The sequence below is a fragment of the Leptolyngbya sp. BC1307 genome (genome assembly GCF_002286735.1).
Classification (GTDB): Bacteria; Cyanobacteriota; Cyanobacteriia; order Phormidesmidales; family Phormidesmidaceae; genus Phormidesmis.
This window is the reverse complement of sequence record NZ_NRTA01000038.1, coordinates 1-23,758: the sequence shown is the minus strand read 5'-3', so window position 1 is coordinate 23,758 and position 23,758 is coordinate 1. Positions and strand designations below refer to the sequence as shown.

At 51.2% G+C, this 23,758-nt stretch carries 20 protein-coding genes and 1 pseudogene; 12 read left to right on the top strand and 9 right to left on the bottom strand.

What is annotated here, in order from left to right; translation table 11 throughout:
• The first annotated feature begins 317 nt into the window (after window positions 1–317).
• The 3 genes from cobS (at window position 318) to atpC (ending at window position 3,203) form a co-directional block, all read left to right on the top strand.
• Window positions 318–1,037 carry an adenosylcobinamide-GDP ribazoletransferase gene (gene cobS, locus CKL79_RS17125; RefSeq protein ID WP_240518932.1) on the top strand — a complete coding sequence of 240 codons (720 nt, stop codon included), beginning with the start codon at window positions 318–320 and terminating at the stop codon, window positions 1,035–1,037.
• Window positions 1,038–1,262: 225 nt separating this feature from the next.
• Complete coding sequence (gene atpD, locus CKL79_RS17120) at window positions 1,263–2,717, top strand: F0F1 ATP synthase subunit beta (RefSeq protein WP_121970789.1); 1,455 nt, start codon at window positions 1,263–1,265, stop codon at window positions 2,715–2,717.
• A gap of 69 nt (window positions 2,718–2,786) precedes the next feature.
• Entirely contained in the window at window positions 2,787–3,203 is a 417-nt protein-coding gene (gene atpC / locus CKL79_RS17115) for an ATP synthase F1 subunit epsilon (protein WP_121970788.1), read from the top strand.
• A 114-nt stretch (window positions 3,204–3,317) separates the two neighbouring features.
• Here atpC and CKL79_RS17110 read toward each other — a convergent pair whose 3' ends face one another.
• Window positions 3,318–3,635 (bottom strand): 30S ribosomal protein PSRP-3, encoded by a 318-nt coding sequence (locus CKL79_RS17110; RefSeq protein ID WP_170944097.1) that lies wholly within the window; start codon window positions 3,633–3,635, stop codon window positions 3,318–3,320.
• Between the two features lie 131 nt (window positions 3,636–3,766).
• On the opposite strand from CKL79_RS17110, the gene cobU reads away from it, so the two are divergent.
• On the top strand, window positions 3,767–4,312 hold the full coding sequence (gene cobU / locus CKL79_RS17105) for a bifunctional adenosylcobinamide kinase/adenosylcobinamide-phosphate guanylyltransferase (RefSeq protein WP_121970787.1): 546 nt from the start codon (window positions 3,767–3,769) through the stop codon (window positions 4,310–4,312).
• Window positions 4,313–4,466: 154 nt separating this feature from the next.
• Window positions 4,467–4,883 (top strand): hypothetical protein, encoded by a 417-nt coding sequence (locus CKL79_RS17100; RefSeq protein WP_121970786.1) that lies wholly within the window; start codon window positions 4,467–4,469, stop codon window positions 4,881–4,883.
• A gap of 18 nt (window positions 4,884–4,901) precedes the next feature.
• Here CKL79_RS17100 and CKL79_RS17095 read toward each other — a convergent pair whose 3' ends face one another.
• The gene (locus CKL79_RS17095; protein WP_121970785.1) at window positions 4,902–5,864 is read right to left on the bottom strand and encodes a ribonuclease Z; all 963 of its coding nucleotides are present in this window, start codon (window positions 5,862–5,864) and stop codon (window positions 4,902–4,904) included.
• Window positions 5,865–6,414: 550 nt separating this feature from the next.
• Between CKL79_RS17095 and polA the strand changes: the two genes are divergently transcribed.
• Window positions 6,415–9,324, top strand: a complete 2,910-nt coding sequence (gene polA, locus CKL79_RS17090) for a DNA polymerase I (protein ID WP_121970805.1) — start codon at window positions 6,415–6,417, stop codon at window positions 9,322–9,324.
• Window positions 9,325–9,630: 306 nt separating this feature from the next.
• Complete coding sequence (locus tag CKL79_RS17085; protein ID WP_121970784.1) at window positions 9,631–10,437, top strand: exosortase-dependent surface protein XDP2; 807 nt, start codon at window positions 9,631–9,633, stop codon at window positions 10,435–10,437.
• 95 nt (window positions 10,438–10,532) lie between these two features.
• Here the strand turns inward: CKL79_RS17085 and CKL79_RS17080 are convergent, their stop codons facing one another.
• From CKL79_RS17080 to CKL79_RS17060, 5 genes and pseudogenes are all read right to left on the bottom strand, one after another.
• Window positions 10,533–11,429, bottom strand: a complete 897-nt coding sequence (locus tag CKL79_RS17080; protein WP_121970783.1) for an MBL fold metallo-hydrolase — start codon at window positions 11,427–11,429, stop codon at window positions 10,533–10,535.
• A gap of 257 nt (window positions 11,430–11,686) precedes the next feature.
• Window positions 11,687–13,348 carry an ATP-binding protein gene (locus CKL79_RS17075; RefSeq protein ID WP_121970782.1) on the bottom strand — a complete coding sequence of 554 codons (1,662 nt, stop codon included), beginning with the start codon at window positions 13,346–13,348 and terminating at the stop codon, window positions 11,687–11,689.
• Window positions 13,345–13,893: a methanogen output domain 1-containing protein gene (locus CKL79_RS17070; RefSeq protein WP_121970781.1), complete on the bottom strand. Its 549-nt coding sequence runs from the start codon at window positions 13,891–13,893 to the stop codon at window positions 13,345–13,347. The genes CKL79_RS17075 and CKL79_RS17070 overlap by 4 nt, the downstream gene beginning before the upstream one ends.
• A gap of 250 nt (window positions 13,894–14,143) precedes the next feature.
• Window positions 14,144–14,455 (bottom strand): annotated as a pseudogene (locus CKL79_RS24410) (IS5/IS1182 family transposase); the annotation flags it as partial.
• A 64-nt stretch (window positions 14,456–14,519) separates the two neighbouring features.
• Window positions 14,520–14,837, bottom strand: coding sequence for a hypothetical protein (locus CKL79_RS17060; protein ID WP_121970780.1), 318 nt, complete (start codon window positions 14,835–14,837; stop codon window positions 14,520–14,522).
• Between the two features lie 112 nt (window positions 14,838–14,949).
• On the opposite strand from CKL79_RS17060, the gene CKL79_RS17055 reads away from it, so the two are divergent.
• Entirely contained in the window at window positions 14,950–15,834 is an 885-nt protein-coding gene (locus CKL79_RS17055) for an alpha/beta hydrolase (RefSeq protein WP_121970804.1), read from the top strand.
• A gap of 131 nt (window positions 15,835–15,965) precedes the next feature.
• Here the strand turns inward: CKL79_RS17055 and CKL79_RS17050 are convergent, their stop codons facing one another.
• Both CKL79_RS17050 and fusA read right to left on the bottom strand, forming a co-directional pair.
• Window positions 15,966–16,319, bottom strand: a complete 354-nt coding sequence (locus tag CKL79_RS17050; protein WP_121970779.1) for a DUF6464 family protein — start codon at window positions 16,317–16,319, stop codon at window positions 15,966–15,968.
• A gap of 112 nt (window positions 16,320–16,431) precedes the next feature.
• Window positions 16,432–18,522, bottom strand: a complete 2,091-nt coding sequence (gene fusA / locus CKL79_RS17045) for an elongation factor G (RefSeq protein WP_121970778.1) — start codon at window positions 18,520–18,522, stop codon at window positions 16,432–16,434.
• A gap of 125 nt (window positions 18,523–18,647) precedes the next feature.
• Between fusA and CKL79_RS17040 the strand changes: the two genes are divergently transcribed.
• The 4 genes from CKL79_RS17040 to CKL79_RS17030 all read left to right on the top strand — a co-directional run bounded on the left by CKL79_RS17040 (window position 18,648) and on the right by CKL79_RS17030 (window position 23,633).
• Window positions 18,648–22,556: a tetratricopeptide repeat protein gene (locus CKL79_RS17040; RefSeq protein WP_205879130.1), complete on the top strand. Its 3,909-nt coding sequence runs from the start codon at window positions 18,648–18,650 to the stop codon at window positions 22,554–22,556.
• Window positions 22,495–22,857 (top strand): hypothetical protein, encoded by a 363-nt coding sequence (locus CKL79_RS22910; protein WP_141242227.1) that lies wholly within the window; start codon window positions 22,495–22,497, stop codon window positions 22,855–22,857. The genes CKL79_RS17040 and CKL79_RS22910 overlap by 62 nt, the downstream gene beginning before the upstream one ends.
• 232 nt (window positions 22,858–23,089) lie before the next feature.
• Complete coding sequence (locus CKL79_RS17035; protein WP_121970777.1) at window positions 23,090–23,350, top strand: hypothetical protein; 261 nt, start codon at window positions 23,090–23,092, stop codon at window positions 23,348–23,350.
• 43 nt (window positions 23,351–23,393) lie between these two features.
• Window positions 23,394–23,633, top strand: coding sequence for a hypothetical protein (locus CKL79_RS17030; RefSeq protein ID WP_121970776.1), 240 nt, complete (start codon window positions 23,394–23,396; stop codon window positions 23,631–23,633).
• Window positions 23,634–23,758 lie beyond the last annotated feature (125 nt).

Sequence of the window (23,758 nt, the reverse complement as noted above, 5' to 3'; positions counted from 1 at the left end):
AAACCTGTTAAGCAAAGCTCAACAAATTCGGCAATCTACACTCAACGATATACGAAGTCTAAGAGTTTGCAATGTTAGATTTGGCAGATTTTGAAATACTTCATGAGAAGGGTTTTGTCTTGATGAACTGCTCGGCCAAAAGCTAGATGTCAGCGTCGTGATAAACCGCCTTACAGATAGAACATTTTCTCCTTATTCGCCAAAAATGTATTCGTCAAAAATATTAAGTTAAGAATCTGAAGAAACATCGCTCGGACATACAAACGTTGATCAAATCGGCTATCGGGACTCTCTGGGCAAATTGGAACGGAGCGCTGATGTTCTACACGCGCTTGCCGGTGCCCTCAGGCTGGCCGCTAGAGTTTCGATGGGTAGCGCAGTGGGTGCCCTGGGTAGGCGTGGTGGTGGGCGGTTTACTGGCGCTAGCTGATTGGGGGCTGACTGCCTGCCAGGTGCCTGACACCGTGCGCAGCGCTTGGGTGATCACGCTGGGAATTGCCCTGACGGGCGGGCTGCATTTAGACGGGGTCATGGATGCCGCCGACGGGCTAGCTGTGCCTGATGCGGAGCGGCGATTGGCGGTGATGGCAGACAGCCGGATGGGCGCTTTCGGGGGGATGGCAGCGATCGCGCTCATCCTTCTCAAGGTGACGGCACTAGCGGCGCTGACCGCTCACCGGCCTTTTATTTTGATCGCGATCGCCATGTGGGGACGCTGGGGTCAGCAGTGGGCGATCGCCCGCTATCCCTACCTCAAAGCAGAGGGCAAAGGGGCGTTTCATCAAGCGGCTTTACCTTCGCTCTGGTACACGCTGCCCAGTCTGGTGGGGATGCTAGGGCTGAGCTTAGGAGTAGGGGTTAGCACCCTCGTGCCGTGGCCTCTGATCGGGCGTACGGTGATTGGCGGCCTGATTTTTGCCGGATTAACCAGTGCTTACTTTAACCGGCGGCTAGGCGGGCATACCGGCGATACCTATGGCGCAGTGGTGGAGTGGACCGAAGCCTTGCTGCTCTGTAGCTTAACGGTAGGGTGCTAATCTCGCTTCGGGTAAATAAAGCGCGGCAGTAAAACAGTTTCTGGTGTACATCACCTATTCCTTTAAATTGGATTAGCCGCGCTGGATTTCCCTTCACCCATTTTATCTCCATAGTTTTCAAAGGCGAGGCATCTAGTGATAACCTTAGAGACGGCACTTTGAGCAGATCTTACCGATTGAGTTACGAGGTCGCCATATCAGCTAAACCGTAGGACAGGCGCAGGAATGGTCTCCACCGCAGAGAAAACAAGCACAGGCTATATCACTCAAGTTATTGGCCCAATTTTAGACGTAAAGTTTCCAGGCAAGGATCTGCCTCAGATTTACAACGCACTTAAGATTACCGGCACGAATCCTGCTGGTGTAGAAGTCTCCGTCACCTGCGAAGTTCAGCTGCTGCTGGGCGACTCCCAGGTGCGCGCGGTTGCTATGAGTACCACCGATGGTCTCGTCCGGGGCATGGAAGTCGAAGACTTAGGCGCACCGATCAGCGTCCCCGTTGGCAAGGCAACCTTAGGGCGCATCTTTAATGTCTTGGGTGAACCTGTAGACGAAAAAGGCCCGGTAGATGCAGAGAGCTCTTTGCCCATTCACCGCGACGCCCCCAAACTCGTCGAGCTAGAAAATAAGCCTGCCGTGTTTGAAACTGGCATCAAAGTTGTAGACTTGCTCGCCCCCTATCGGCGCGGTGGCAAGGTCGGACTCTTTGGCGGCGCAGGCGTCGGCAAAACCGTACTCATTCAAGAGTTGATCAACAATATTGCTAAAGAGCACGGTGGCGTTTCTGTCTTCGGCGGCGTCGGCGAACGCACCCGCGAAGGCAACGACCTCTACAACGAATTTATCGAGTCTGGCGTGATCAACGCTGACGACCTGAGCCAATCTAAAGTGGCCCTGGTATACGGTCAGATGAATGAGCCCCCCGGCGCACGGATGCGGGTTGCCCTCTCAGCGCTGACGATGGCTGAGTACTTCCGCGATGTCAACAAACAGGATGTGCTGCTGTTTATAGACAACATCTTTCGCTTTGTACAGGCCGGTTCTGAAGTATCGGCGCTGCTAGGCCGGATGCCTTCTGCGGTTGGGTACCAGCCCACTCTCGGCACTGACATGGGCGACCTGCAAGAGCGAATTGCCTCTACTACTGAAGGGTCTATCACTTCTATTCAGGCCGTTTACGTTCCAGCAGACGACTTCACCGACCCTGCGCCAGCCACGACCTTTGCTCACTTGGATGCCACTACTGCACTCTCTCGTGCTCTGGCTTCCAAAGGTATTTACCCCGCTGTTGACCCGCTTGACTCTGCTTCCACCATGCTCCAGCCAGACATTGTGGGCCAGGAGCACTACAGCACCGCGCGCGCCGTCCAGTCCACCCTGCAGCGCTACAAAGAGCTACAGGACATCATCGCTATTTTGGGCCTAGACGAGCTGTCTGAAGAAGACCGCCGGACGGTAGCTCGCGCTCGCAAAATCGAAAAATTCCTCTCTCAGCCTTTCTTTGTCGCTGAAGTGTTTACCGGTAGCCCTGGTAAATACGTCACGCTAGAAGAGACCATCAAGGGATTTAACATGATCCTTGCGGGTGAACTCGATGACATTCCAGAGCAAGCCTTTTACCTCAAGGGCGGCATTGAGGAAGTGATCGCCACCGCTGAGAAAATGAAAGCTGAAGCGTAAACACTGGCTAACTTCCCCTCTTCGGAGGGGAAATTTCAGCTTTAAAACACTATTTACTTGAAGAGAGCTATGTCTTTAGTCGTGCGCGTTGTAGCGCCTGATAAAACGGTTTGGGATGACGAAGCCGAAGAGGTGATTTTACCGAGCACTACCGGCCAGTTGGGTATATTAGGTGGGCACGCACCGCTGCTAACTGCCTTAGATACGGGCGTCTTAAGGGTTCGCTCGACTGAAGGCAGCAAAGAGTGGATTTCTATTGCGCTGATGGGCGGCTTCGCCGAAGTTGAAGCGGATGAGGTGATTATTTTGGTCAATGGCGCTGAGCGGGGAGATAGCATTGACCAGACAGAAGCTGCTAAAGCTTACGAAGAAGCCCAGGCTACCGCTGACGGTGTCTCTAGCGAGGATCGTAAAGCGTTCATGCAGGCTACCCAAGCGTTGAAAAAGGCCCGCGCTCGACTGCAGGCTGCTGGTGGCAGCGTATAGAGCCGTCAGCCGATTATGTATGATGCGAAAAAGTAAAGAAACCCCTCTGACATTTGACCGTCAGAGGGGTTTCTTTACTTTTATTAGGCAATACCTATCATCCGAGCAGCCCAATCATGAGCTACCGGTAAAGGCCACTTCAGGAAACTTGCTCTGAGCTTCGCTCATGGGCTTAGATTTGCCTTCTTCTTGCCAATAGTTGATGATTTCGGTCGCTTTATTGAGCAGGGCCACGCTCTCTTCATCGGTGATCCAAGACTTGGACTCCACCTCAGCCTTGAGCTGCTCCCAAGCGTCGTTGCGAGGCCAGAAAAAGTATGAAGTGAGCGGGCTAGTGCCTTTACCCACCACCTGATCGACTGCTAGCGCTACGTCTTTATCTAACCAAAGTACCTTTAATATGAACCGAGCATCCGATTCAATCGATTCCACAGACTCCAAACGAAAACCTCCAATTGCGATCCCTAAATTGGGCGAAACTACAGTTTTTTACTATACCATAATCCTAAATTTTCACCATCGATCTCAAAAATTAGCACAGTTAGGAAACTAAGTTCGCGCTTATGACGATCACCCTGGTAACTGGCCCTGCCCGCTCGGGTAAGAGTGAATGGGCCGAAGGCTTGGCCCAGCAAAAAGCGGCCCAAAAGCGCCAACAGGTCGTATACATTGCCACGGCCCGAAAAAACCCTGGCGATGCTGAATGGCAGGCCCGCATTGCCAAACATCGGCAGAGACGCCCGGCGCAGTGGCAATGTCAGGAAGTGCCGGTCAATCTGGCAGCGGCGATCGCTCACCACAACCATACTCACTGTCTGCTGGTCGATTCTCTCGGCACCTGGCTAGCCAACTTGATCGAGCAGGAAGCTGAAACCTGGGAGATCGCCCAGCAGCAGCTCATTACTGCCCTTAATCAGACAACAGCCGAGGTGATCTTAGTGGCCGAAGAGACTGGTTGGGGCGTCGTGCCGGCTTATGAACTGGGCCGAACTTTTCGCGATCGCTTAGGCAGTCTCAGTCGCGCGGTCGGGGCGATCTCGACCGATGTCTATCTTACAACCGGCGGCTATGCCATCAATCTTGCCGAACTAGGACAGCTAATCGTATAGTTTCTTATAGCGTCCAGTACAGGCAACAGCTCAACTGCAATTGAGGCCCGACAGCGCTGACGCTCTCTTGATCGTTAAAATATTTTTATCGAATTATTAAAGCTCAGAAGACGGTCGCTAAAATTGGCGCAACTGTAAAGGTATTCTTCAAACTATGGCCTCTCGCACTGAAGTTAAAAACTATCTAGCTCACTGGTTTCAGCTAGGTAAGCAGATAGTGAGCAATGACGGTCGAGCGATATACAAGCTCGAAAAGATCATTCAAGGCGATCGCTTCAGCCCTGAATTTGAAGCCTGCTGGACAGATATTCTCAAAGGAGAAGGTAAAGGCTGCTACTTAATCGGCACCGATCAAACCATCGCCGAACTCCTCTCTTCCGAGTGGGATTTTGAAAGCTGCGCCCGCTGCAGTATGCCTGCCCCCCTGTCGCAGAGTCAACTCAGCACCCGTCCTTGCCCGTGTGATGACTTATCCAACTGGCCTAACGTAGACTTACCCCACCCTAGACTACCGGTTGACAGCCATCGCCACCTTGGTCAGATGAACGACCGTCTGCAGTCTAGAAACTAGCCCTAGTCGCCAGCCGACTTACACAACCGCCTCGACTTTGGGTTGCTCATCCGTCCGGGCGATGTCATAGGTCAAAAAGTCTCTGGCCATCAGCGTGTGCGGAAAAATTGCCCTGGCTTCAGCCAGCAGGTCATCGAGTCCTAAGCTGTTACCCGGCGCGTAGCGAGGGCTGAAGTGGGTCATGATCAGCTGCTTGACCTGAGCGGCAAGTGCGACCTGAGCGGCCATGGTAGAAGTTGAGTGCATCCGCTGATAGGCCAGGCCCGCATCTTGATGGGCAAAGGTCGCTTCGTGAATCAGCACATCGGCCCGGTCGGCGAGTTCGATGGCGTTTTCGCAGAAGACCGTGTCTGTGCAGTAAACAAACTTGCGCCCGACAATCGTCGGCCCGCAGAGATCTGCGCCATTGATTTTGCGGCCATCTGCCAGGGTGACGACTTCACCGCGCTTCAGCTGACCGTAGAGCGGCCCTGGCGGAATACCCAGCGTCGCCGCTCGTTTGACATCGAAGTGGCCTGTACGGTCTTTCTCGACCACGCGGTAACCGTGGGCGGGAATGCGATGCTTGAGCTTTTGGCAGGTGACAATATAGTCATCATCTTCGTAGACTTTGCCGGGCTCAGTCACATGCACCCGAATTGGGTAGGAAGACTGGGTTTTAGAATAGCGCCGACAGGCTTCTAGATATTTGCCTAGCTCAGGCGGACCGTAAAGGTCGATTTGCTGCTGGCCGGTGCCCGCCATGCCACAGCTAGCCAGCAGCCCTGGCAACCCAAAAATGTGGTCACCATGCATATGGGTGACGAAGATACGCCGGATCTGGCTGGATTTGAAATCACTTTTGAGAAACTGGTGCTGGGTGCTTTCGCCGCAGTCAAATAGCCACACCTCGGCCCTTTGGGGCAGGCGCAGAGCCACACTAGAGACATTGCGCGATCGCGTCGGTACACCCGAACTGGTTCCTAAAAAAGTAATCTGCAAAGCTTTGAATTATTCTCAAACACGTCATATCTATATTGACAGAGATTACCGGCAATGCGAATGGGGCAGCCAATGGCCTGCCTCATGTCATGACTTCCTTATATCTAATTAGATCTACAGATCCATTGCCTGCTGTCGTAACCTAGCCATCAAGGGCCGTGCTTTGAGTATTCATCGGGCTTTCAGGCTGTCATCTGGGGATGGTGGTAGGGCGATCGCTCACCGGCTCTGTTGCCATCGCCGCAAAATCGTGAAGAATTATTACCGGGAAACGGTGATTCTTGATACACTACTCAACGGGGATTCGACAAGAGTTTCTCGCGCCAAGAAATGAGATGGCAAATGCCGTCTGTTTTGGTGTGTCAGTTTTCTTGTATCTGCTGCTGTGTGGGAGCACGCAGCTACGTTTTCTCCATTATTGAGAGATCAATACTATTAACTAGAAATCGAGCCAGGCACCTGAATCGCTTCAGGTGCTTTTTTTTCCTCATTTTCCCGTAGCTAGCTGATAATAAATGAGGCGCTTGTCGCTGTCGATTTGGGTACTGATTTGAGTTCTGCTGATAAATCCGTTCTGCTGCTGGTAGATGGTCACTCTTTGGCCTTTCGCTCTTTTTATGCGTTTGCCCGCAGCCGCGACGGTGGGTTACGAACGTCTACGGGCATTCCGACCAGCGTTTGCTTTGGCTTTCTCAAAGCGCTCATGGATACTCTAGAAGTCGAGAAACCCGACTGCGTTGCCATCACCTTTGACCTGGCTGAGCCAACTTTTCGCCACGAAAAAACGGACACCTACAAAGCCGGACGGCCCGAGACGCCAGAAGAATTTACAGAAGATGTCGAAAATCTTAAGACGCTGCTCACAGCTTTTAAGTTTCCGATTTTTTGCGAGCCGGGCTATGAAGCAGACGATATGATCGGCACTCTGGCGACTCGGGCAAAGGCCGCCGGTCAGCGGGTTAAGATCCTCAGCGGTGATCAGGATCTGTTTCAGCTGATCGACCCAGAAGAGCAAATCAGAGTGATGTATCTGGGCAGTACCTTCGCCCGCAATGACGGATCTGCCAAAGAGTATGGCGTAGCAGAAGTCCATGAAAAGTTAGAGATCTGGCCCCATCAGGTGATCGACTACAAAGCACTGTGCGGCGATACTTCGGACAATATTCCAGGGGTTAAAGGCATTGGTAAAAAGACAGCCGTCAAGCTGCTAGACACCTACGGCGATCTCGATACTATCTATGCCTCAATTGACGAAATTAAAGGGGCAGTCAAGAAAAAGTTAGAAGCGGGTAAAGCCGCAGCAGAACAATCGCGATTCCTAGCCACCATCATTACGGATGTCCCGGTAGAGACTGACCTGAGCCCCTGCCAGCTAGAAGGTTTTGACGCTGAAGAGGTCGTGCCGATCCTCAAGAAGCTAGAGCTACAGCACTTTATCAATCGCTTGAGCAAACTGCAGGCGTTTTTTGGCGGCGAATCTGACTATAAACCGAGCCAACCATCGGCTCCCGTCGAGGTGCCGCCAGACTTTGAAGATGAAGATCTAGCCTTTTTTACTGCTGATGAAACGGACGCGCTCGACCAAATGGGCCTGAGCGAAGTCGACATTCAGCCGCAGATTATCACGACGACAGCCCAGCTCAAAACGTTAGTCAAGCAGCTAGAGACCTTGACTAATCCGGAGATGCCGGTCGCCTGGGACACTGAAACCACCTCTATTGATCCGCTAGAAGCTGATATCGTCGGTATTGGCTGCTGTTGGGGAGACGGCCCGACCGAGCTAGCTTATATTCCAACTGGCCATACTAGCGGCGAGCAGATACCAACCGATCAGGTCGTGGAGGCACTACGGCCTATATTAGAAAGCGAGGCCTATCCTAAAGCGCTGCAAAACGCAAAATATGACCGCTTAGTCTTCAGGCGAGCCGGGGTGATGCTAGCTGGCGTTGTCTTTGACCCAATGCTGGCGAGCTATGTTATCAACCCCGAAAACAGCCATAACCTATCGGATCTATCGCTGCGCTATCTAGAGCTGACGACAGTGAGCTACACCGATCTGGTGCCTAAGGGCAAGACTATCGGAGAGATAAAAATTAACTTAGTCGCGGCCTATTGCGGCAGTGATGTTCATACGACTTATCGCTTGGTTCCTTTGCTCAGGGCTGAACTCTCTAAAACTCCCGAATTAGAGAAGTTGTACAGCGAGATTGAGCTACCCGTCGAGCCTGCATTAGCGGAGATGGAAGCGACCGGCATCCGGATTGATAAAGCTTATTTAGGTGAATTTTCTAAACGGCTAGAGACTGATCTGGCTAATATCGAAAAATCAGCCTACCAGTCCGCTGGCGAAGAATTTAACCTGGGCTCGCCCAAACAGCTGAGTACTTTGCTTTTTGACACCTTAGGGCTAGATAAGCGCAAATCTCGTAAAAATAAGACCGGCTACTCTACCGACGCGGCCACGCTCGAAAAGCTGCAGGGCGACCACCCGGTAGTCGATACCATTGTGGAATATCGCACCCTCTCCAAGCTGAAATCTACCTATGTAGATGCGCTACCGGCGCTCATTCGCCCCGAGACTCAGCGGGTTCACACTGATTTCAACCAGGCGGTCACGTCTACCGGCAGGCTGTCTTCTTCCAATCCTAACCTACAAAATATTCCGACTCGCACGGCTTTTAGCCGCCAGATTCGTCAGGCATTTTTACCAAAGGAGGGCTGGCATTTAGTTGCGGCTGACTATTCTCAAATAGAGCTGCGGATTTTGGCTCATCTTAGCGGCGAGCCGATTTTACTAGAAACTTATCGCAATAACGAAGACGTTCACCGTCTGACGGCTACGCTGCTATTTGAAAAGCCCAAAGCAGACATCACGGTCGAAGAGCGTCGCCTGGCAAAAGTAATCAACTTTGGGGTGATCTACGGTATGGGGGCAGCCCGGTTTGCTCGTGAGGCCGGCGTTCACCGGCTAGAGGCTAAGACGTTTATTGATCGCTTTAACGAGCGCTATCCGAAGGTGTTTGGCTACCTGCAGCAGATGCAACGAGAGGCGATCGCCCACGGCTATGTCAAAACCATCTCCGGTCGCCGCCGCTACTTCAACTTCTCTACTCGCAGTCTGCAGGTGCTCAAGGGTACCGACCCCAAAGAGATCGATCTCAGCAAACTCCGCACCAACGGCTACGATGCGGGCTCACTAAGAGCAGCCGCTAATGCCCCCATTCAGGGCTCTAGTGCCGACATTATCAAAATAGCCATGATCCGTCTGTACGATCTGCTCAAGGATCATGAAGCTAACATGCTGCTGCAGGTTCACGACGAACTCATTTTTGAAGTACCGCCCGCCGAATGGGATGAACTTAAGCCCAAAATTGAGAGCACTATGGAGTCGGCTGTGAAGTTGGCAGTACCGCTCAAAGTAGAAGCCCATATGGGTAAGAACTGGATGGAAGCTAAGTAAGCCAAACAGCTGACCTCTACAGCGTCAATTAAGCAAATATACTGAGATAGGCGTTTGTTTAAAGACATATAGCCGTACTCTCTATAAGTCGGCAGGGCGCTGTTTGTCAGTAGTGTCTCCGTAATTAGAGACTCTTTAAAGTATTCTTTAAGCTTAGCCGGTGGGGGATGACTTTCCTGAGGAGTGAAGTGCATCCTGATGATATCGAGCGCACCTCACCCATGAATTCACATCAGCGGAAACGTGCAGGCTCGTCTCTGTTAGAGAAGCTTTTTATCGTCACTCTACCCAATTATCCCAAACGCTATGAAACTTCGCCAACTTGCAGCTAGTATCGGTCTCGTCCTTAGCAGTGCGATCGCACTCTCTTCTGCACCCGCTCACGCCTTTTCTTTTCAGACCAACTACACAGCAGCACTCAGCGGCAAAGATGCGTCTAAGGGCGATATTTTTCTCAACTCGGTAACGCTGGGCAGTGGCAAAGTCATCAACAGCTTCGGCCTAATCAACGCCGCTAAAATCATTTCCAATGACGTTTATACAGGCGGGAATACCGGCGGAGCGAGCTCCGACATTGGTGATAAAGCCACGACTGGCATCAAGCGAGAAAACATTGATGTTGAAGCGATCACATCAGTCCTAAACAATCTGAACCTCAACAACATCATTGACACTGAAGACCACGGTAGCTTTGTTCTAGATCTCATGTTCGACAAGGCTGTTGACAATATCTTCATCTGGGAAAGAGGCATGAACAGCCGCCTTGATGTCCAGGCGCTAGATACTAATGGCAATCTCATTGGCAACCTCCTTAACTTGAATTCTAAAAACTGGAACTACGCTGGTTTCAGCATCGACACTCAAGAAATCGACGGCGATCAGGAAGTGGGCTCTATCGGCGTTAGCCTGGCTGACCTTGGCCTGACCGGCGGCTACATCAACGCGCTGCGAGTTTACAGCAAAGGCGTAGCTTACAATGGCCCCGACTTTAAGCTTGTCGGCAGCGCTGCCGATGTGCCTGAACCATCTGCTCTACTTGGCTTGGGAGCGGTCGCCATCGGAGCGTTGGCAACTCGTCGCCGCCAGCAGACCCAATCAGCTTTAGCAGACTAACGGCTTTAGCAGACTAAGCTCTTAACTTTAAGAAACTCATAATCCGAGCATGTAGGGGATTCAGCCCAGTCGATGACTGGGCTGTTTTGCGGTTACTATGCCACCGATTCCATCCACTGAATGCACTGCTGCATGTGGGCGCTCATCGCTTCGGCACGATCGTGAAACCGACGGCCATGACCCGGCAGTACCCATTCGAAAGCGTAGTTCTGCGTAGGGTTGGCCAATTTTTTCATGGAGTCCATTTGGCGTGGCCAGGAGTCCCAGCAGAAGTTACGAAAAGCATAGAGCTGATCTAACCGCGCTGACCAGGCTAAGTGGTCACCCGTAAACAGATACTTGCCCTGATAGAGCAACACGGTATGGCCGCGCGAATGGCCCGGCTGCGGAATAATCAACAGGTCATCGTCTAAGGCTACCGGCTCAGCGCCCGTCGGCTGAATTTCGACTGCTTGAGTACCGGTGGTGATGTCTTGCTGGTGAAGAACACGGTCACAGCCGAAGTGTTGATGAAACTTTTCGTGGTCGGCGACATCATCGCGGTGTGTAAGATACAGGTAGCGCACACCGCCCATGGCTTCGAGCTGTTTTACTAAAGGCGGCGTAAATCGAGGCGAATCGATCAGTACATTGCCGCCTGCGCTGTCGGGCCGCTGGATAAAATAGCTGGCTGCACCGTAGGACTTTTTAGAGTGGTAGCCGCAGTAAAACACGTTGCCGTCAATCTTGAGCGGAAAGCGTTGCTGAACCTGGCGAATGTCTGCGGGTTTTTCTTGCGTGCCAATGGAGGCAGTCGGACAGGCCAGCAATGCTTCTAGCGCTGCTACGCGCTCTGCTTCTGTGGTGGGCTGATGGTGTACTGCTGACTGGCTGCCTTCACGGCTGTAGACTTTAGGGGCGAGCCAACGGCAGGTATCACAGTCAATACAGCTGCTATCGACGTAAAAATCGCCTTTGACGTTTTGAGAACGGCGGTCTTTAAGATGGGCCATGGTTTTCGATATTCGTTCTGATAATATCGGGTAGTTTTGATGCGCTTGAGAGACAGGGCTTTCTACCAGCGTAGCGCGGCCACCCTAAAATGCGTAGTCACTATGACTTCGTCTAAGTATGATCTTTCTCATCGGTCGCTTTTGTTCATGGGAGGTGCAGCTCTGCTTGGTTTTCCACAGTTTAGCTAGAAACCACACTCTGGAAATGCCGTAACCATAGACATTCCTCCAGCCAAATCCAAAATCGCAAATTGGTATTAGATGTCTTTGATTCGTCCAGCCAAATTCGCAATCACTGCAATTAATTCAGCAGGTTCAACTGGTTTGGCAACATGGGACTGGAAGCCTGCCAAAAGAGCAGCCCTGCGATCCTGAGTTCTGGCATAGGCGGTTAGGGCTATAGCGGGAATTCCTGCTTGTTTCTCTGGTTTCAGTGCTCTGACTCGACGCAACAGCGCATAACCGTCTTCATCTGGCATCCCAATATCACTAATTAATATATCCATCGGGGTCGAAGATTCAGTCAGTACTGAGATTGCTTCGTCTGCTGAAGCTGCCGCCATCACTTCTGCCCCACAAACCTCTAGCGTGTAGGTAAGTAAATCCCGACTATCCGCATCGTCATCTACGACCAGTATCCTCAATCCATCTAGCCGAGGGGAGCCGTCAAACGGGACGCTGCCTCCCACTGCTGGATGCACTCGTTCTGGTTCAATCGCTTTCGGTCCAAGCGCCATCAGGGGTAGTTTTACTGTAAAGGTTGATCCTTGACCTTCTCCTGAGCTTTCAGCATGTACCGTTCCACCATGCAATTCTACCAATTGGCGGACGATCGCCAGCCCCAGCCCCAACCCCCCAAAGGAGCGGGTAATGGAACTATCTGCTTGACGAAAGCGACCAAAGACATGGGGGAGAAATTCCGCACTGATGCCTTGACCTGTATCCGCCACAACAATTTCTACATGAGAGTTAATTCGTTGCAGGCAAACCTGAAGCCGCCCCTGTTTCGGTGTGAATTTGATTGCATTGCTGAGCAAATTCCAGACAATCTGCTGTAAACGCTCGGAATCTCCTAAAATAGGACCTACTGCTGAATCGAGCACCGATTGCAGTCGGATATTTTTTGCATCAGCGGCAGGCCGCACCGTATCCATTGCGGCTTCAATCACTGGCAGCAGCTCAACGGCTCGAACGCTAAGACGAATCTTACCTGTAATAATTCGCGAAATATCCAGAAGATCATCAATCAATTGGGCCTGAGACCTAGCATTGCGCTCGATTGTTTCTAGCGCCCGATTCATCGTTACTTCATCTAGCCTCTTGCTATGCAGGATCTGAGACCAACCGAGAATGGCATTCAGGGGGGTTCGCAGCTCGTGAGAAACGGTTGCAAGAAATTCATCTTTCAATCGATTAAGATTCTCAGCTTCCGCTCGTGCTTTCTGTTCCTGCACCAGAAGTTGAGCCCGCTCTTCTTCTGCTCGTTGACGCTGCCGGATCTCTTTAGCCAATTCATCAATCTTCTTATTGAGCAGGGTGAATCGGCTACTGGCGGATTCCCTGTTTTTCAATCGCAGCAAAATGAGTGCAGGCGATTCGGGTGACCACGGTCGGATAGCTGCCCCTTCACAGCGACACAAGCAAGTTTCTCCATTGCTGGCACTCAAAGTTCTGGTACTCAAGGTTAATGCTCCAAGCACCATTTCTCGGCTGCTGGAGCAATTGCGTAGATACTGTTTAACCTGATCAGGAGAATTGGTTGCCAGCTCAAAGAGCATTTTCCCCTGCGGTATCTGACGGTGTAGCCCTAGCATCTTGGAGAATGACGGGTTGGTAGCCAGGATCTGACCGTTTCCCGCAATCAGGAGCATGGGTTCTGGCAAAAGTCTGGCAAATTCGAGAAACTGCTCGGGAGTCAACTGTCAGCCTCTCCCTGGAAGTACTCTCTTCCTTGACTTGCTTCTGCCTCCGGAGTAGGGTTCAAATAAACGACCACCCGGCATCCGGACGCACCCATTGCAATCGTCTCTTGCAGTTCTACCTTGGCGTAACCAAGATTGTCCGCTGCAATGGAACCAAAAACATTGGAGGTCATCATACACATGGCGGGGCGACCAATGACTTTTTCGGCAAACGGGCAAGCAGTGTTCCCTAAGACAATCTTTTCATCCGTTTGTTCGATAATATAAAAGTCACCCTGGATTCGCTTCTTCAAATCTACTAAAACATCGGCTACCTGCTCTCGCGTTAGGTGGGATACCTCTAGAGCTGCTTTATAGTCGTGGTTTATTTGCTTCCCTATGTTTTGACCCACTACACTAATAAACCCTGAGGCTTCCTCTAAGCCCACGACATCCTGTAATGTACCTGTCAACTCTCGAATTAAGGTACGTAAAAACACATCCCGCTCTAAAGGAATTGTAAGATTCTTCACGGGTATTTCAGACTTGAGAGAACTATTCATAGCAATATCTCGTAAAGGAGGTTCAGCAGAAATTAAATTTACTCAAAACTAGGATGCCATTTGGTGAAAGGCACATTATATCAGGACTTACGCAAAACTCAGGACTTACGCAAAACGCTACTGGTGAGGGATGGACTTGAGGAACGAAGTTCCCGAGAAGGAGGCAACCCCCCCTTACCCCCACTAAATCTGAGATTTTTGCGTATAAATAACTAAAGATGGACAACACTGCTACTGTTGTATGCTTCATAAATTTTTTCGTTAAGCCCTTACAGCGTTCTATCCAGGCATTAGAACGCTTAACGACCCCTCTTACGACAACAGATACAAAACCTGGTTTTCCTTGGGCTGCTTTCTCTGCTTTCGATGGCTTCGGGGAAAGCTCAAATCTGATTTTTCGCATGATTCCTGGATAGACTGCCTCAAGCGCCTCGGTCAGCTTATCGAGGTGATATCCGTTATCCAACAAGATAGTAGACTTCGGGATAGTAGACTTCGGGATAGTAGACTTCGGGATAGTGACAGGTTTGGCTTTGCAATATTGGATATTGAGTAGCAACAGCTTAGAGGCTGTATGAAAAGTCCGTAGTTTATCAGCCGATTGAGCCGCTAGAGACTCCAGACACTCACATGCTTAGAGACTTCAGACCTAACGCGATTAGGCCCGCTAATCCAATCAAGCCCAGCGCTCGACGAAAGTAGTTCACGCCCTCGAAGAGTTCTTGCCATGCCCAGGTGAACAAAGCGCCGAATGCGATTAATTCCGTGGCCCTCTGTAGCTGTCCGCTCGGAAGTATGTACTGAAAGAAGGTTGCCGCAATACCTACCAGAACAGGTAGATTAGGCGCTTGAGCAATCACGATGTTGCCCTCGCCATCTCGAAACATACGGTCGAATAAGGTGGTTTTCTCTGCCGCTGGCTCTTGGTTTGATTGAGATGACATTAGCTCTGCCTGGAAAGTATAATTGACAGAATTGATGCTAACGCTACACTACGCTGCATTGCCTGTACCGGACGTTAGAGCCAACGCGCTCATGAAGTCGAATATAGGCGTATTGACTATGTGTCGACATTCCTTCATGCAGCACGGCTATCTCAACACCAACGGCATTCAACTGCACTACGTCACTCAAGGGAACGGCCCTTTGATGCTATTCCTGCATGGGTTTCCAGAATTCTGGTACTGCTGGCGACATCAGATTGAGGCATTTGGCCGCGATTACAAAGTGGTAGCGCTGGATCTGCGCGGCTACAACGATAGCGATAAGCCTAGAGAGAAGTCTGCCTATACGGTGTCTGAACTGGTCAAAGACGTGGAAGGGACCGTTCGGGCGCTGGGCTATGAGCGGTGTACGCTGGTGGGGCATGACTGGGGTGGGGCGATCGCCTGGAGCTTTGCCTACGCCAACCCGACGATGCTTGAGCAACTGATTGTGCTCAACCTGCCGCATCCAGCCAGGTTTGCAGCGGGTCTGCGGACGCCTCAGCAGCTACTGCGAAGCTGGTATATCGGTCTGTTTCAGCTACCTGTGCTGCCAGAATTCCTGTTGAGCGCGGGCAACTATGCTGCCATTCGATCTGTGTTTCGAGATCAGGCGGTGAATTCAGAGGCGTTTACAGAAGCCGATATCGAGGCGCTGGTCGCGGCGGCGGCTAAACCAGGGGCGATCGCCAGTATGCTGAACTACTACCGCAATATCTTCAGCGCTGAAGGTCTGCTCAATCAACAGTGGGGCATGCTGAGCGTGCCGACTTTGATGATTTGGGGAGAAAACGATGCCGCCCTTGGCAAAGAACTGACCTACGGAACAGAAGCCTATGTAACGGACTTTACGATTCGCTACATTGCCAACTGTAGTCACTGGGTTCAGCAGGAGCAGCCAGCGCTAGTCAACCAGTACATCAGAGACTTTCTAGAGCGCGATCGCCTTTGTGAATGAGCGGCCATACCGTCAGAGAATTAGATTTGGCAGGGGCTGCTAATAAAAAACTGAACCCCAAAGCCTGGATAGCTTTTCTGGCTACTGCCCTCGCTGTTCTGTGCGGACTATTGTTAGAAATTGACCAGCGACTATTGGGCTTGATAGTGGCGGCAATTGTTGCAGGGGCCACTGGGGTTGATGGCACAGCGGATTAGCTCTGAGCGAGCATTGTAGGTGCAGGTAATGTCGCCGATCACCCAGCAGCCGTTGAGCAGCGTTCTCTCATTCGGAACGGCGGTTTGCTTAACGTGGAGAATAGCTTTGTGCAGGTGATAGCGGCCCAGCTTGAGGTGGTACTGGTGACGGCGCACGAGAATTTGATACGTCTGACCGTCAAGCTCCAGGTAAGTGCCTGGCGAAAAGCTGCGGTCTAGCTTGGTCTGACTCAGGACAGTTTTAGAGTCATCTAAAAGAATATCGGTCGGTAAAGACTTAGGCTCCATAAATAAATACTAGCAATACTTAGTATTAGCGACAGTATTAGCAACAGTGGCTGATAGCAAAACGCATCCCCCAGCAGTTGGTGGAGGATGCGCTGCCTAGCTCAAGCTAGTTTTATTTCTTAGCAGCTTCCTGACGCTCTTTGGCTTCTTTAATCACGTCTTCGGCGACGTTCTTAGGACAGGGAGAGTACTGACCAAACTCCATTGAGAACTGGCCACGACCAGAGGTCATCGTGCGCAGGTCGCCAATGTAGCCAAACATCTCGCTCAGGGGCACATCCGCTTTGACGCGCACGCCCATCGGGTTAGAAGTCTGTGACTTGATCATGCCGCGACGACGGTTGAGGTCGCCGATGACATCGCCCATGTGGTCTTCAGGAGTGAACACGTCTACGTTCATGATTGGCTCCAGAATCTGCGGGCCAGCCTTGGGGAAGGACTGACGGTAGGCAGACTTGGCAGCAATTTCGAAGGCGATCGCCGACGAATCCACCGCGTGGAACCCACCATCTGTGAGCGTGACCTTTACATCCACCATGGGGTAGCCAGCTAGCGGCCCTTTCTCCATGCTGTTAGCAAAGCCTTTCTCTACAGCCGGCCAAAATTCACGGGGCACGTTACCCCCGGTTACTTTGGACTGAAACTCAAAGCCCACACCCGGTTCACTCGGCTCAATGGTGTAGTCAATTTTCGCGAACTGACCCGAACCACCCGACTGCTTTTTGTGAACGTAAGTGTCCGTCAGCAGCTTGGTGATAGATTCGCGGTAGGCCACCTGAGGCTTACCCACGTCTACTTCCACGCCGTGCGTACGCTTAAGAATGTCCACCTTGATATCCAGGTGAAGCTCGCCCATGCCCTTAATGATGACTTCGCCGCTTTCCTGGTCAGTCTCGACATAGAAGGAGGGATCTTCTTGCACCATTTTGCTCAAGGCCATGCCCATTTTCTCAGAGCCACCCTTTTGCTTGGGCTCAATCGCAATGGAAATCACCGGATCGGGGAAGACCATCGGTTCGAGCGTAGCCGGATCTTTCGGATCGCAGAGAGTGTGACCGGTCTGCACGTTTTTCATGCCGACAATCGCGACAATGTCGCCCGCTTGAGCGGTGTCGATTTCCTCACGGGAGTTGGCGTGCATCTCGACTAAGCGACCAATCCGCTCGGACTTACCGGTAAAGGTATTGAGAACCGTGTCACCCTTGTTGAGCGTACCGGAATAAATCCGGGTAAAGGTCAGCGCGCCGTAGCGATCGTCCATAATTTTGAACGCCAACGCTCGCAAAGGAGCTGCTGGGTCAATTTTGGCAAACCCACCGGTCTCGTTACCCTCTAGGTCAACCTCAGGCTGAGGCCGGACTTCAGTCGGGTTAGGCAGGTAGTCAACCACTGCATCCAGGACATTTTGCACACCCTTGTTTTTGAAAGAAGACCCACAGTAAGTCGGGAAGAAGGTCAGGTCGCGGGTACCTTTACGAATACAGCGCTTGAGCGTTTCAATGCTGGGCTCCTCGCCTTCGAGGTAGCTTTCCATCACAGCGTCATCGACTTCGATGGCCAGTTCAATCAGCGCTTCGCGGTATTCAGCGACTTTGCTCTTCATATCTGCGGGGACATCGGTGATTTCGTAGTTCATCGGGTCGCCGGAGTCATCCCAAATCCAAGCTTTCTCAGTCAACAGATCCACGACGCCGACGAAGCTCTCTTCAAAGCCGATGGGCAGCACCATCACCAGCGGCTTAGCCACCAGAATTTCTTCGACCTGCTTAACGACGCTGTAAAAGTCTGCGCCAGTGCGGTCGAGCTTGTTGACGTAAATGATTCGGGATACTTTGGAATCGTTGGCGTAGCGCCAGTTGGTTTCAGACTGAGGCTCCACGCCGCCGGAACCGCAGAACACGCCGATACCGCCATCGAGCACTTTCAGCGAGCGATAAACTTCAATAGTGAAGTCCACGTGGCCAGGGGTGTCAATGATGTTGAGCTGATGGTCTTTCCAGAAGCAGGTGGTGGCCGCAGACTGAATGGTGATGCCGCGCTCCTGCTCTTGATCCATGAAGTCTGTGGTTGCCGCACCATCGTGAACTTCACCGATCTTATGGATTTTGCCGGTGAGCTTCAAAATTCTTTCGGTGGTAGTGGTTTTGCCCGCATCTACGTGGGCAAAGATACCGATATTGCGGTAGCGCTTCAGGTCTTTCATGGTGATTCTTTATTTGAGTTCTGGAAACGGTCGGCACACCGCTTTCTGGGCGGTGCTTACAAAATGAACTGGTTAATGCATCTGGCAATGGTACCAACTGTTAAACATTGTAAATTACATTGCCGATGTCGTGGCAGCCGTTTTTGCTGAATGCGGTACGGATTTCACGCCCTGTTTCACGCCCTGTAGGGTTCGTGCGGGCGGGTGCAAGCTTACTTTTGAAGGAGCGATCGCAACTGGCCTATTTTCGAGGAGCTACCGGAAAGGGTGAGGGGCAGTTTGAAGCGGTTAATATCAAAGAACATTTATTTCCTTTAGTCGTTATTCCTACTTGCCTTGCTATGCATACGATTGTTATCCGTGAGAGCCAGCAGAGTGAGGATGGATTTGCGGCGACGGTGAGCATTGATGACCAAACGCGGCACGACATTACGGTACGCGATCCGTTTGATAGTAAGCAGGAGCGGGATTTAGAGTTTTATTTTGAAGAGTGGATTCGGTTTCCGTTTGATGAGCAGGTAAGAGCGCAGCGGGCGGCGGCGAGCGTGAAGGACTACGGCGAGCATCTGTTTGAGGATGTGTTTGGCGATCGCAAGGCATATAGCGATTATCAGCGGGCCTGTGAGGATGGGCTGAGCGAGCTGAGGATTGAGATTGAGGGGGGTTCTCCTGCGTTTCAGGCGTTGCATTGGGAGGCGCTGAAGGATCCGGATTTGCCGAGGCCGCTGGCGGTGGAGTGCGTTTTTACGCGGAAGCGGTTTCAGGAGAGTGGGTTGCGGATTCGGCTGAAGCCGTCTAGTAAGATTAATTTGCTGGTGGTGACGGCGAGGCCAGACGAGGAGAGCGACGTGGGTTATCGGACGATTTCTCGGCCCTTGATTGAGGCGATTGAGCAGGGGCGGCAGCAGGTGAATGTGGAGCTGCTGAGGCCGGGGACGTTTGTGGCGCTGAGCGAGCATTTGGAGCGGAAGGCAGGGTTTTATCACATTGTTCATTTTGATGCGCATGGCGGGCTGATGAGCTACGCACAATATATGGCGGGGGCGCAGAGCGATCGCTATGTGTTTCAGGCGCGGCGGGGGCGACCAGATATTGCGCCCTATGAGGGGGAGAAGTCTTTTTTGTTTTTGGAGGGGAAGCAGAAGGGGCAGGCGGATCCGGTGGAGGCACAGGAGCTGGCGGATTTGCTGGTGAATAAAGGGATTCCGGTTTGCATTTTGAATGCTTGTCAGTCGGGGAAACAGGTGAATAGCGTTTTGCCAGATGGCGAGATGCGAGAAACCAGCCTGGGGAGTCGGTTGATGGCGGCTGGGGTGCAGACGGTGGTGGCGATGGGCTACAGCGTAACGGTGAGCGCGGCGGCGCTGATGATGCAGAGGTTGTATGAGGCGCTGTTTGAGGAGAAGGGCGTGCCGGAGGCGATTCGGCTAGGGCGGAAAGAGCTGCATGAAGAGAAGAATCGGCGGGTTTATTTCAATCAGATGGTGGAGCTAGAGGATTGGCTACTGCCGGTGGTGTATGTGAATGGTGAGGTGGATTTGCGGCTGGAGCCGTTGAGTGGGCGGGCGAAGGCTGAGGCGCTGATGGAGAAGGGTCAGCGCTATCGGTTTGAGGAGCCGACTTATGGATTTGTGGGTCGGGATTTGGAGATTTTGAAGATTGAGAAGGCGCTGCTACGGCATAATATGCTGCTGCTGCGGGGGATGGGCGGGACGGGGAAGACGACGCTGCTGAACTATTTGCGGGCGTGGTGGCAGCGGACAGGGTTTGCGCGGGAGGTGTTTTATTTTGGCTATGACGAGCGGGCATATACGCTTCAGCAGATGCTACGGGTAATGGGGAAGCGGCTGTATGCGAATGAGTATGCGTTTGCTGAGTTTGAGGCGATGCCGCTGGCGGCGCAGATGGTGGATGTAGCGGATCGGCTGCGGGCGGAGCCTTATGGGTTGGTGTTGGATAATTTGGAGTCGGTGACGGGTCAGGCGTTGGCGATTCAGAATACGCTGCCGGAAGAAGAAAGAGAACAGGTAAGAGACTTTTTGAAGCTGTTGAAAGGTGGGCGAACGAAGGTGGTGCTGGGTTCTCGTGGCGGTGAGGAGTGGCTGGCGGATGTGTTTGCGGCTGAGGGAAGAGAGAATCGGTATGTGTTAGGTGGGTTAGATCCGGAGTCTCGGACGGTGCTGGCGGAGAAAATTTTGGCGGCGCAGGTGAAAGATGCGAAGCGGATTGCGGCGTTACGGAAGGATGAGGGATTTAAGCGGCTGATGAGGTTGTTAGCGGGGTATCCGTTGGCGATGGAGGTTGTGTTGGGGAACTTGACGAGGCAGAGTCCGCAGGAAGTACTGAATGGGTTGGATGCGGCAAATGTGGAAGGGTTTGATGTGGGGGGTGAGGAGAAGACAAATAATATTTTGAAGTGTGTGGAATATTCGCACAGTAATTTGTCGATGGATGCGCAGAAGTTGTTGGCGTGTTTGGCACCGTTCAGTAGTTTTTTGACAAGAGAGTTTGCGAAGCACTATTTTGAGAAACTACAAAAGTATGAAGTTTTTCAAGGCTATAGTTTTGAACAATTTGACAGCGCTCTAGATGAAGCTATTAAGCTAGGATTGTTATCACCTTACGAGACTGTAGTGGTAGGACTAGGCTTTTTAAACATTCAGCCTATTCTTCCTTACTTTTTGAAAGTAAAGCTGCGCACAGATTCTGTCGCTCAGAAGGCTATCTACAGTAGCTTCAAAGATCACTATCAAGATTTGGCAGCGATGTACTTTAAGTTGGTAAATTCTAGCAGTTCAGATGAACGGCGGCTAGGATTAGCATGTTGTCGCATAGAATACCAGAACTTATACAAATCTCTAACAATTGTTCTCGAAAACAAAGAGGAGGTTATCACAATTATAAGTAGTTGCCTGAATGCACATCTAGAAGCTGGCAACAGTAGTTCAGAGAAGTTCGAACTCGCTAAACTTATTCAGTCTCGCTTGGAGACTTATTCGCTTGAGGACAGAACTCCAGATTTAGAGATGCAGAATCTCGCCTGCGTCAGTACGATAGGGTGGGGGCACCTAAACTCTAAAGAGTATGTAAAAGCTCAAAAAACAGGTGAAAAGATAGTAAGTTTAGTGACCCATACTACTGCACTTAATGACGAAATGAAGGAAATACTGCTTCCTGACGCCTATCATTTACTAGGAAGAGTTGACCAAGTTTTGCGGAATTTTGAGGAAGCACAACTACACTATCAAGATTCCTTGGATATCTATATTAAGACCAGAAACTATCGTAGCCAAGCAGCTATATATCATCAGTTAGGAATGACTGCGCAAGCACTGAATAATTATAAGGGAGCAAGAAATTACTATAAAAGGGCCATTAAAATGTTTAAAGCAGCCTCTGCTCGTCATCAACAAGCAGCTACACACAGCCAGTTGGGATCAGTCGCACAAACATTAGAGGAACACGAGCAAGCAAAATTCCATTATAAGAAAGCCATTAAAATATTCAACGAGTTTGGGAATCGATACAAACAAGCAGGTGTCTACCACAACTTGGGTAGTCTCGAATTAACACTAGGAAGGTTTGCACAGGCAAGAGAATACTTCCAGCAGGCATTAGATATCAAAATTGAATTCAACGACCATGGTAGTCAAGCGAGTACGTATAACAACTTAGGCTCTGTCGCCAAAGAAATGACAGAGTACGAACAAGCACAATCGCATTACCAACAGGCGCTCGATATCTATGGACACAAGAACCGTTATAGCCAAGCGAGCGTCTACCATAACTTAGGACTAATAGCAGAGATACAAGAGAGATACTCACAGGCTCAGGAACACTTACAACTAGCCTTGGAAATTTTTATTGAGTTCAAGGATAAGCACAACATAGAAACGACGATGAGAGTTCTCGCCAAGCTTCACAAAATAACCCAAGAAAATAATCTTTTAACCGACGTTCCTAAATGTTCGAATGCAACCGTTGAAGAAGTCGCTCAAATATTTGAGACGTTCAACAGCCACCAGTCCGAATAAGAAAACTACCGTTTTTATATCTTCTGCTTGGAGCGATCTAGCTGTCGCAGTCGGGAAGCATTCTGCATCAGCCAGGACTGGTTTCGCACTGGGCAGCACCCTTTCTGCTTCACCAGAGAACCGTTCTGTAGCGAGCGGCATCAATTCTGAACTGGTCGGGAAGCATTCTGCATCAGGCAGCATCAATTCTGAACTGGCCGGGAACCGTTCTGCATTGGACGGCATCAATTCTGCTTTATATTACTGCCTCTATCGCTTGCCCGCACTTGACTCATCACAAAAATCAGCCTATCTTCAGTAGCTAAGGTTGTGATTTAGATCGCACCTTTTCCTCAGAACTCAATTGACTCAAGCGCTATCGGCAGGTGTTACTAGCACCCACCGACAGCTAGGCTCACAAACTGATCATGCCAGTCTGTGGCTTAAGGGCACTGTACCTTAGCTACATCGATTTGCACTACGTTTTGCGGCGTTGCTAAGGTCACTTGGGTTCTGGTTTTCTCCCAACTTGTCTTTTTGGAGACCAGACACTCATGTTTATCCCTTCCCATGAGGGCGCTACAGCGTCCACTGCTCAAGCTGCCCCATCCGCAGCGCTCCCTTCATCCACACTGCCCGTCCCCCGCGAGCGGGTGCGCCATCTGCTGTTCGGTACGCCCGCTGCGGTGCAGGGCTGCATTCGGCTGTTGCACAAGCTCGGCTATGCGGAGCCGAATGAGTGGAGTCGGCCCATCTCTACCGGGCGAGCGGATGAGGTGATGGCGATTTTGACGAAGCGGGTGGAGGTGAGTTGATGGTTATAAAATAGGAAGGCCCACTATCTTTGAAGATGACACTATGCGAGCGATAGAAGCGACTGGAAAAGTTGATGATCAGGGCCGTCTTCAGCTAGACCAGCGACTAAATACTGCCACGGATCAGCGAGTTCGCGTGATCGTTTTGCTGGCTGAACCCCCTGATGGCGATATTGACGAGCAAGAATGGCGCGAAGCGGCTGCAAAAAATCCATCGTTCGCATTTTTACAAGACGCAGAAGAAGATATCTATACGCTGAATAATGGAAGACCTATTGGCTAATTTCTACGGCTGTGTAGGCTCCGTATAGGGGTGTGACCTGAATTTGATGTAGGCTTAAAAAGCGAGAGAAAATCCATATTGGTTAATTTTGGCCCAAAACTGAGCCCATCTGCCTTGGGTATAAC

Bases quoted from the DNA above. Each gene is read 5' to 3' on its own strand.
- cobS (WP_240518932.1), top strand. From the start codon at position 318: ATGTTCTACACGCGCTTGCCGGTGCCCTCAGGCTGGCCGCTAGAGTTT.
- atpD (WP_121970789.1), top strand. From the start codon at position 1,263: ATGGTCTCCACCGCAGAGAAAACAAGCACAGGCTATATCACTCAAGTT.
- atpC (WP_121970788.1), top strand. From the start codon at position 2,787: ATGTCTTTAGTCGTGCGCGTTGTAGCGCCTGATAAAACGGTTTGGGAT.
- cobU (WP_121970787.1), top strand. From the start codon at position 3,767: ATGACGATCACCCTGGTAACTGGCCCTGCCCGCTCGGGTAAGAGTGAA.
- CKL79_RS17100 (WP_121970786.1), top strand. From the start codon at position 4,467: ATGGCCTCTCGCACTGAAGTTAAAAACTATCTAGCTCACTGGTTTCAG.
- CKL79_RS17085 (WP_121970784.1), top strand. From the start codon at position 9,631: ATGAAACTTCGCCAACTTGCAGCTAGTATCGGTCTCGTCCTTAGCAGT.
- CKL79_RS17080 (WP_121970783.1), bottom strand. From the start codon at position 11,429: ATGGCCCATCTTAAAGACCGCCGTTCTCAAAACGTCAAAGGCGATTTT.
- CKL79_RS17070 (WP_121970781.1), bottom strand. From the start codon at position 13,893: ATGAATAGTTCTCTCAAGTCTGAAATACCCGTGAAGAATCTTACAATT.
- CKL79_RS17060 (WP_121970780.1), bottom strand. From the start codon at position 14,837: ATGTCATCTCAATCAAACCAAGAGCCAGCGGCAGAGAAAACCACCTTA.
- CKL79_RS17050 (WP_121970779.1), bottom strand. From the start codon at position 16,319: ATGGAGCCTAAGTCTTTACCGACCGATATTCTTTTAGATGACTCTAAA.
- fusA (WP_121970778.1), bottom strand. From the start codon at position 18,522: ATGAAAGACCTGAAGCGCTACCGCAATATCGGTATCTTTGCCCACGTA.
- CKL79_RS17040 (WP_205879130.1), top strand. From the start codon at position 18,648: ATGTCGTGGCAGCCGTTTTTGCTGAATGCGGTACGGATTTCACGCCCT.
- CKL79_RS22910 (WP_141242227.1), top strand. From the start codon at position 22,495: ATGCAACCGTTGAAGAAGTCGCTCAAATATTTGAGACGTTCAACAGCC.
- CKL79_RS17035 (WP_121970777.1), top strand. From the start codon at position 23,090: ATGTTTATCCCTTCCCATGAGGGCGCTACAGCGTCCACTGCTCAAGCT.
- CKL79_RS17030 (WP_121970776.1), top strand. From the start codon at position 23,394: ATGCGAGCGATAGAAGCGACTGGAAAAGTTGATGATCAGGGCCGTCTT.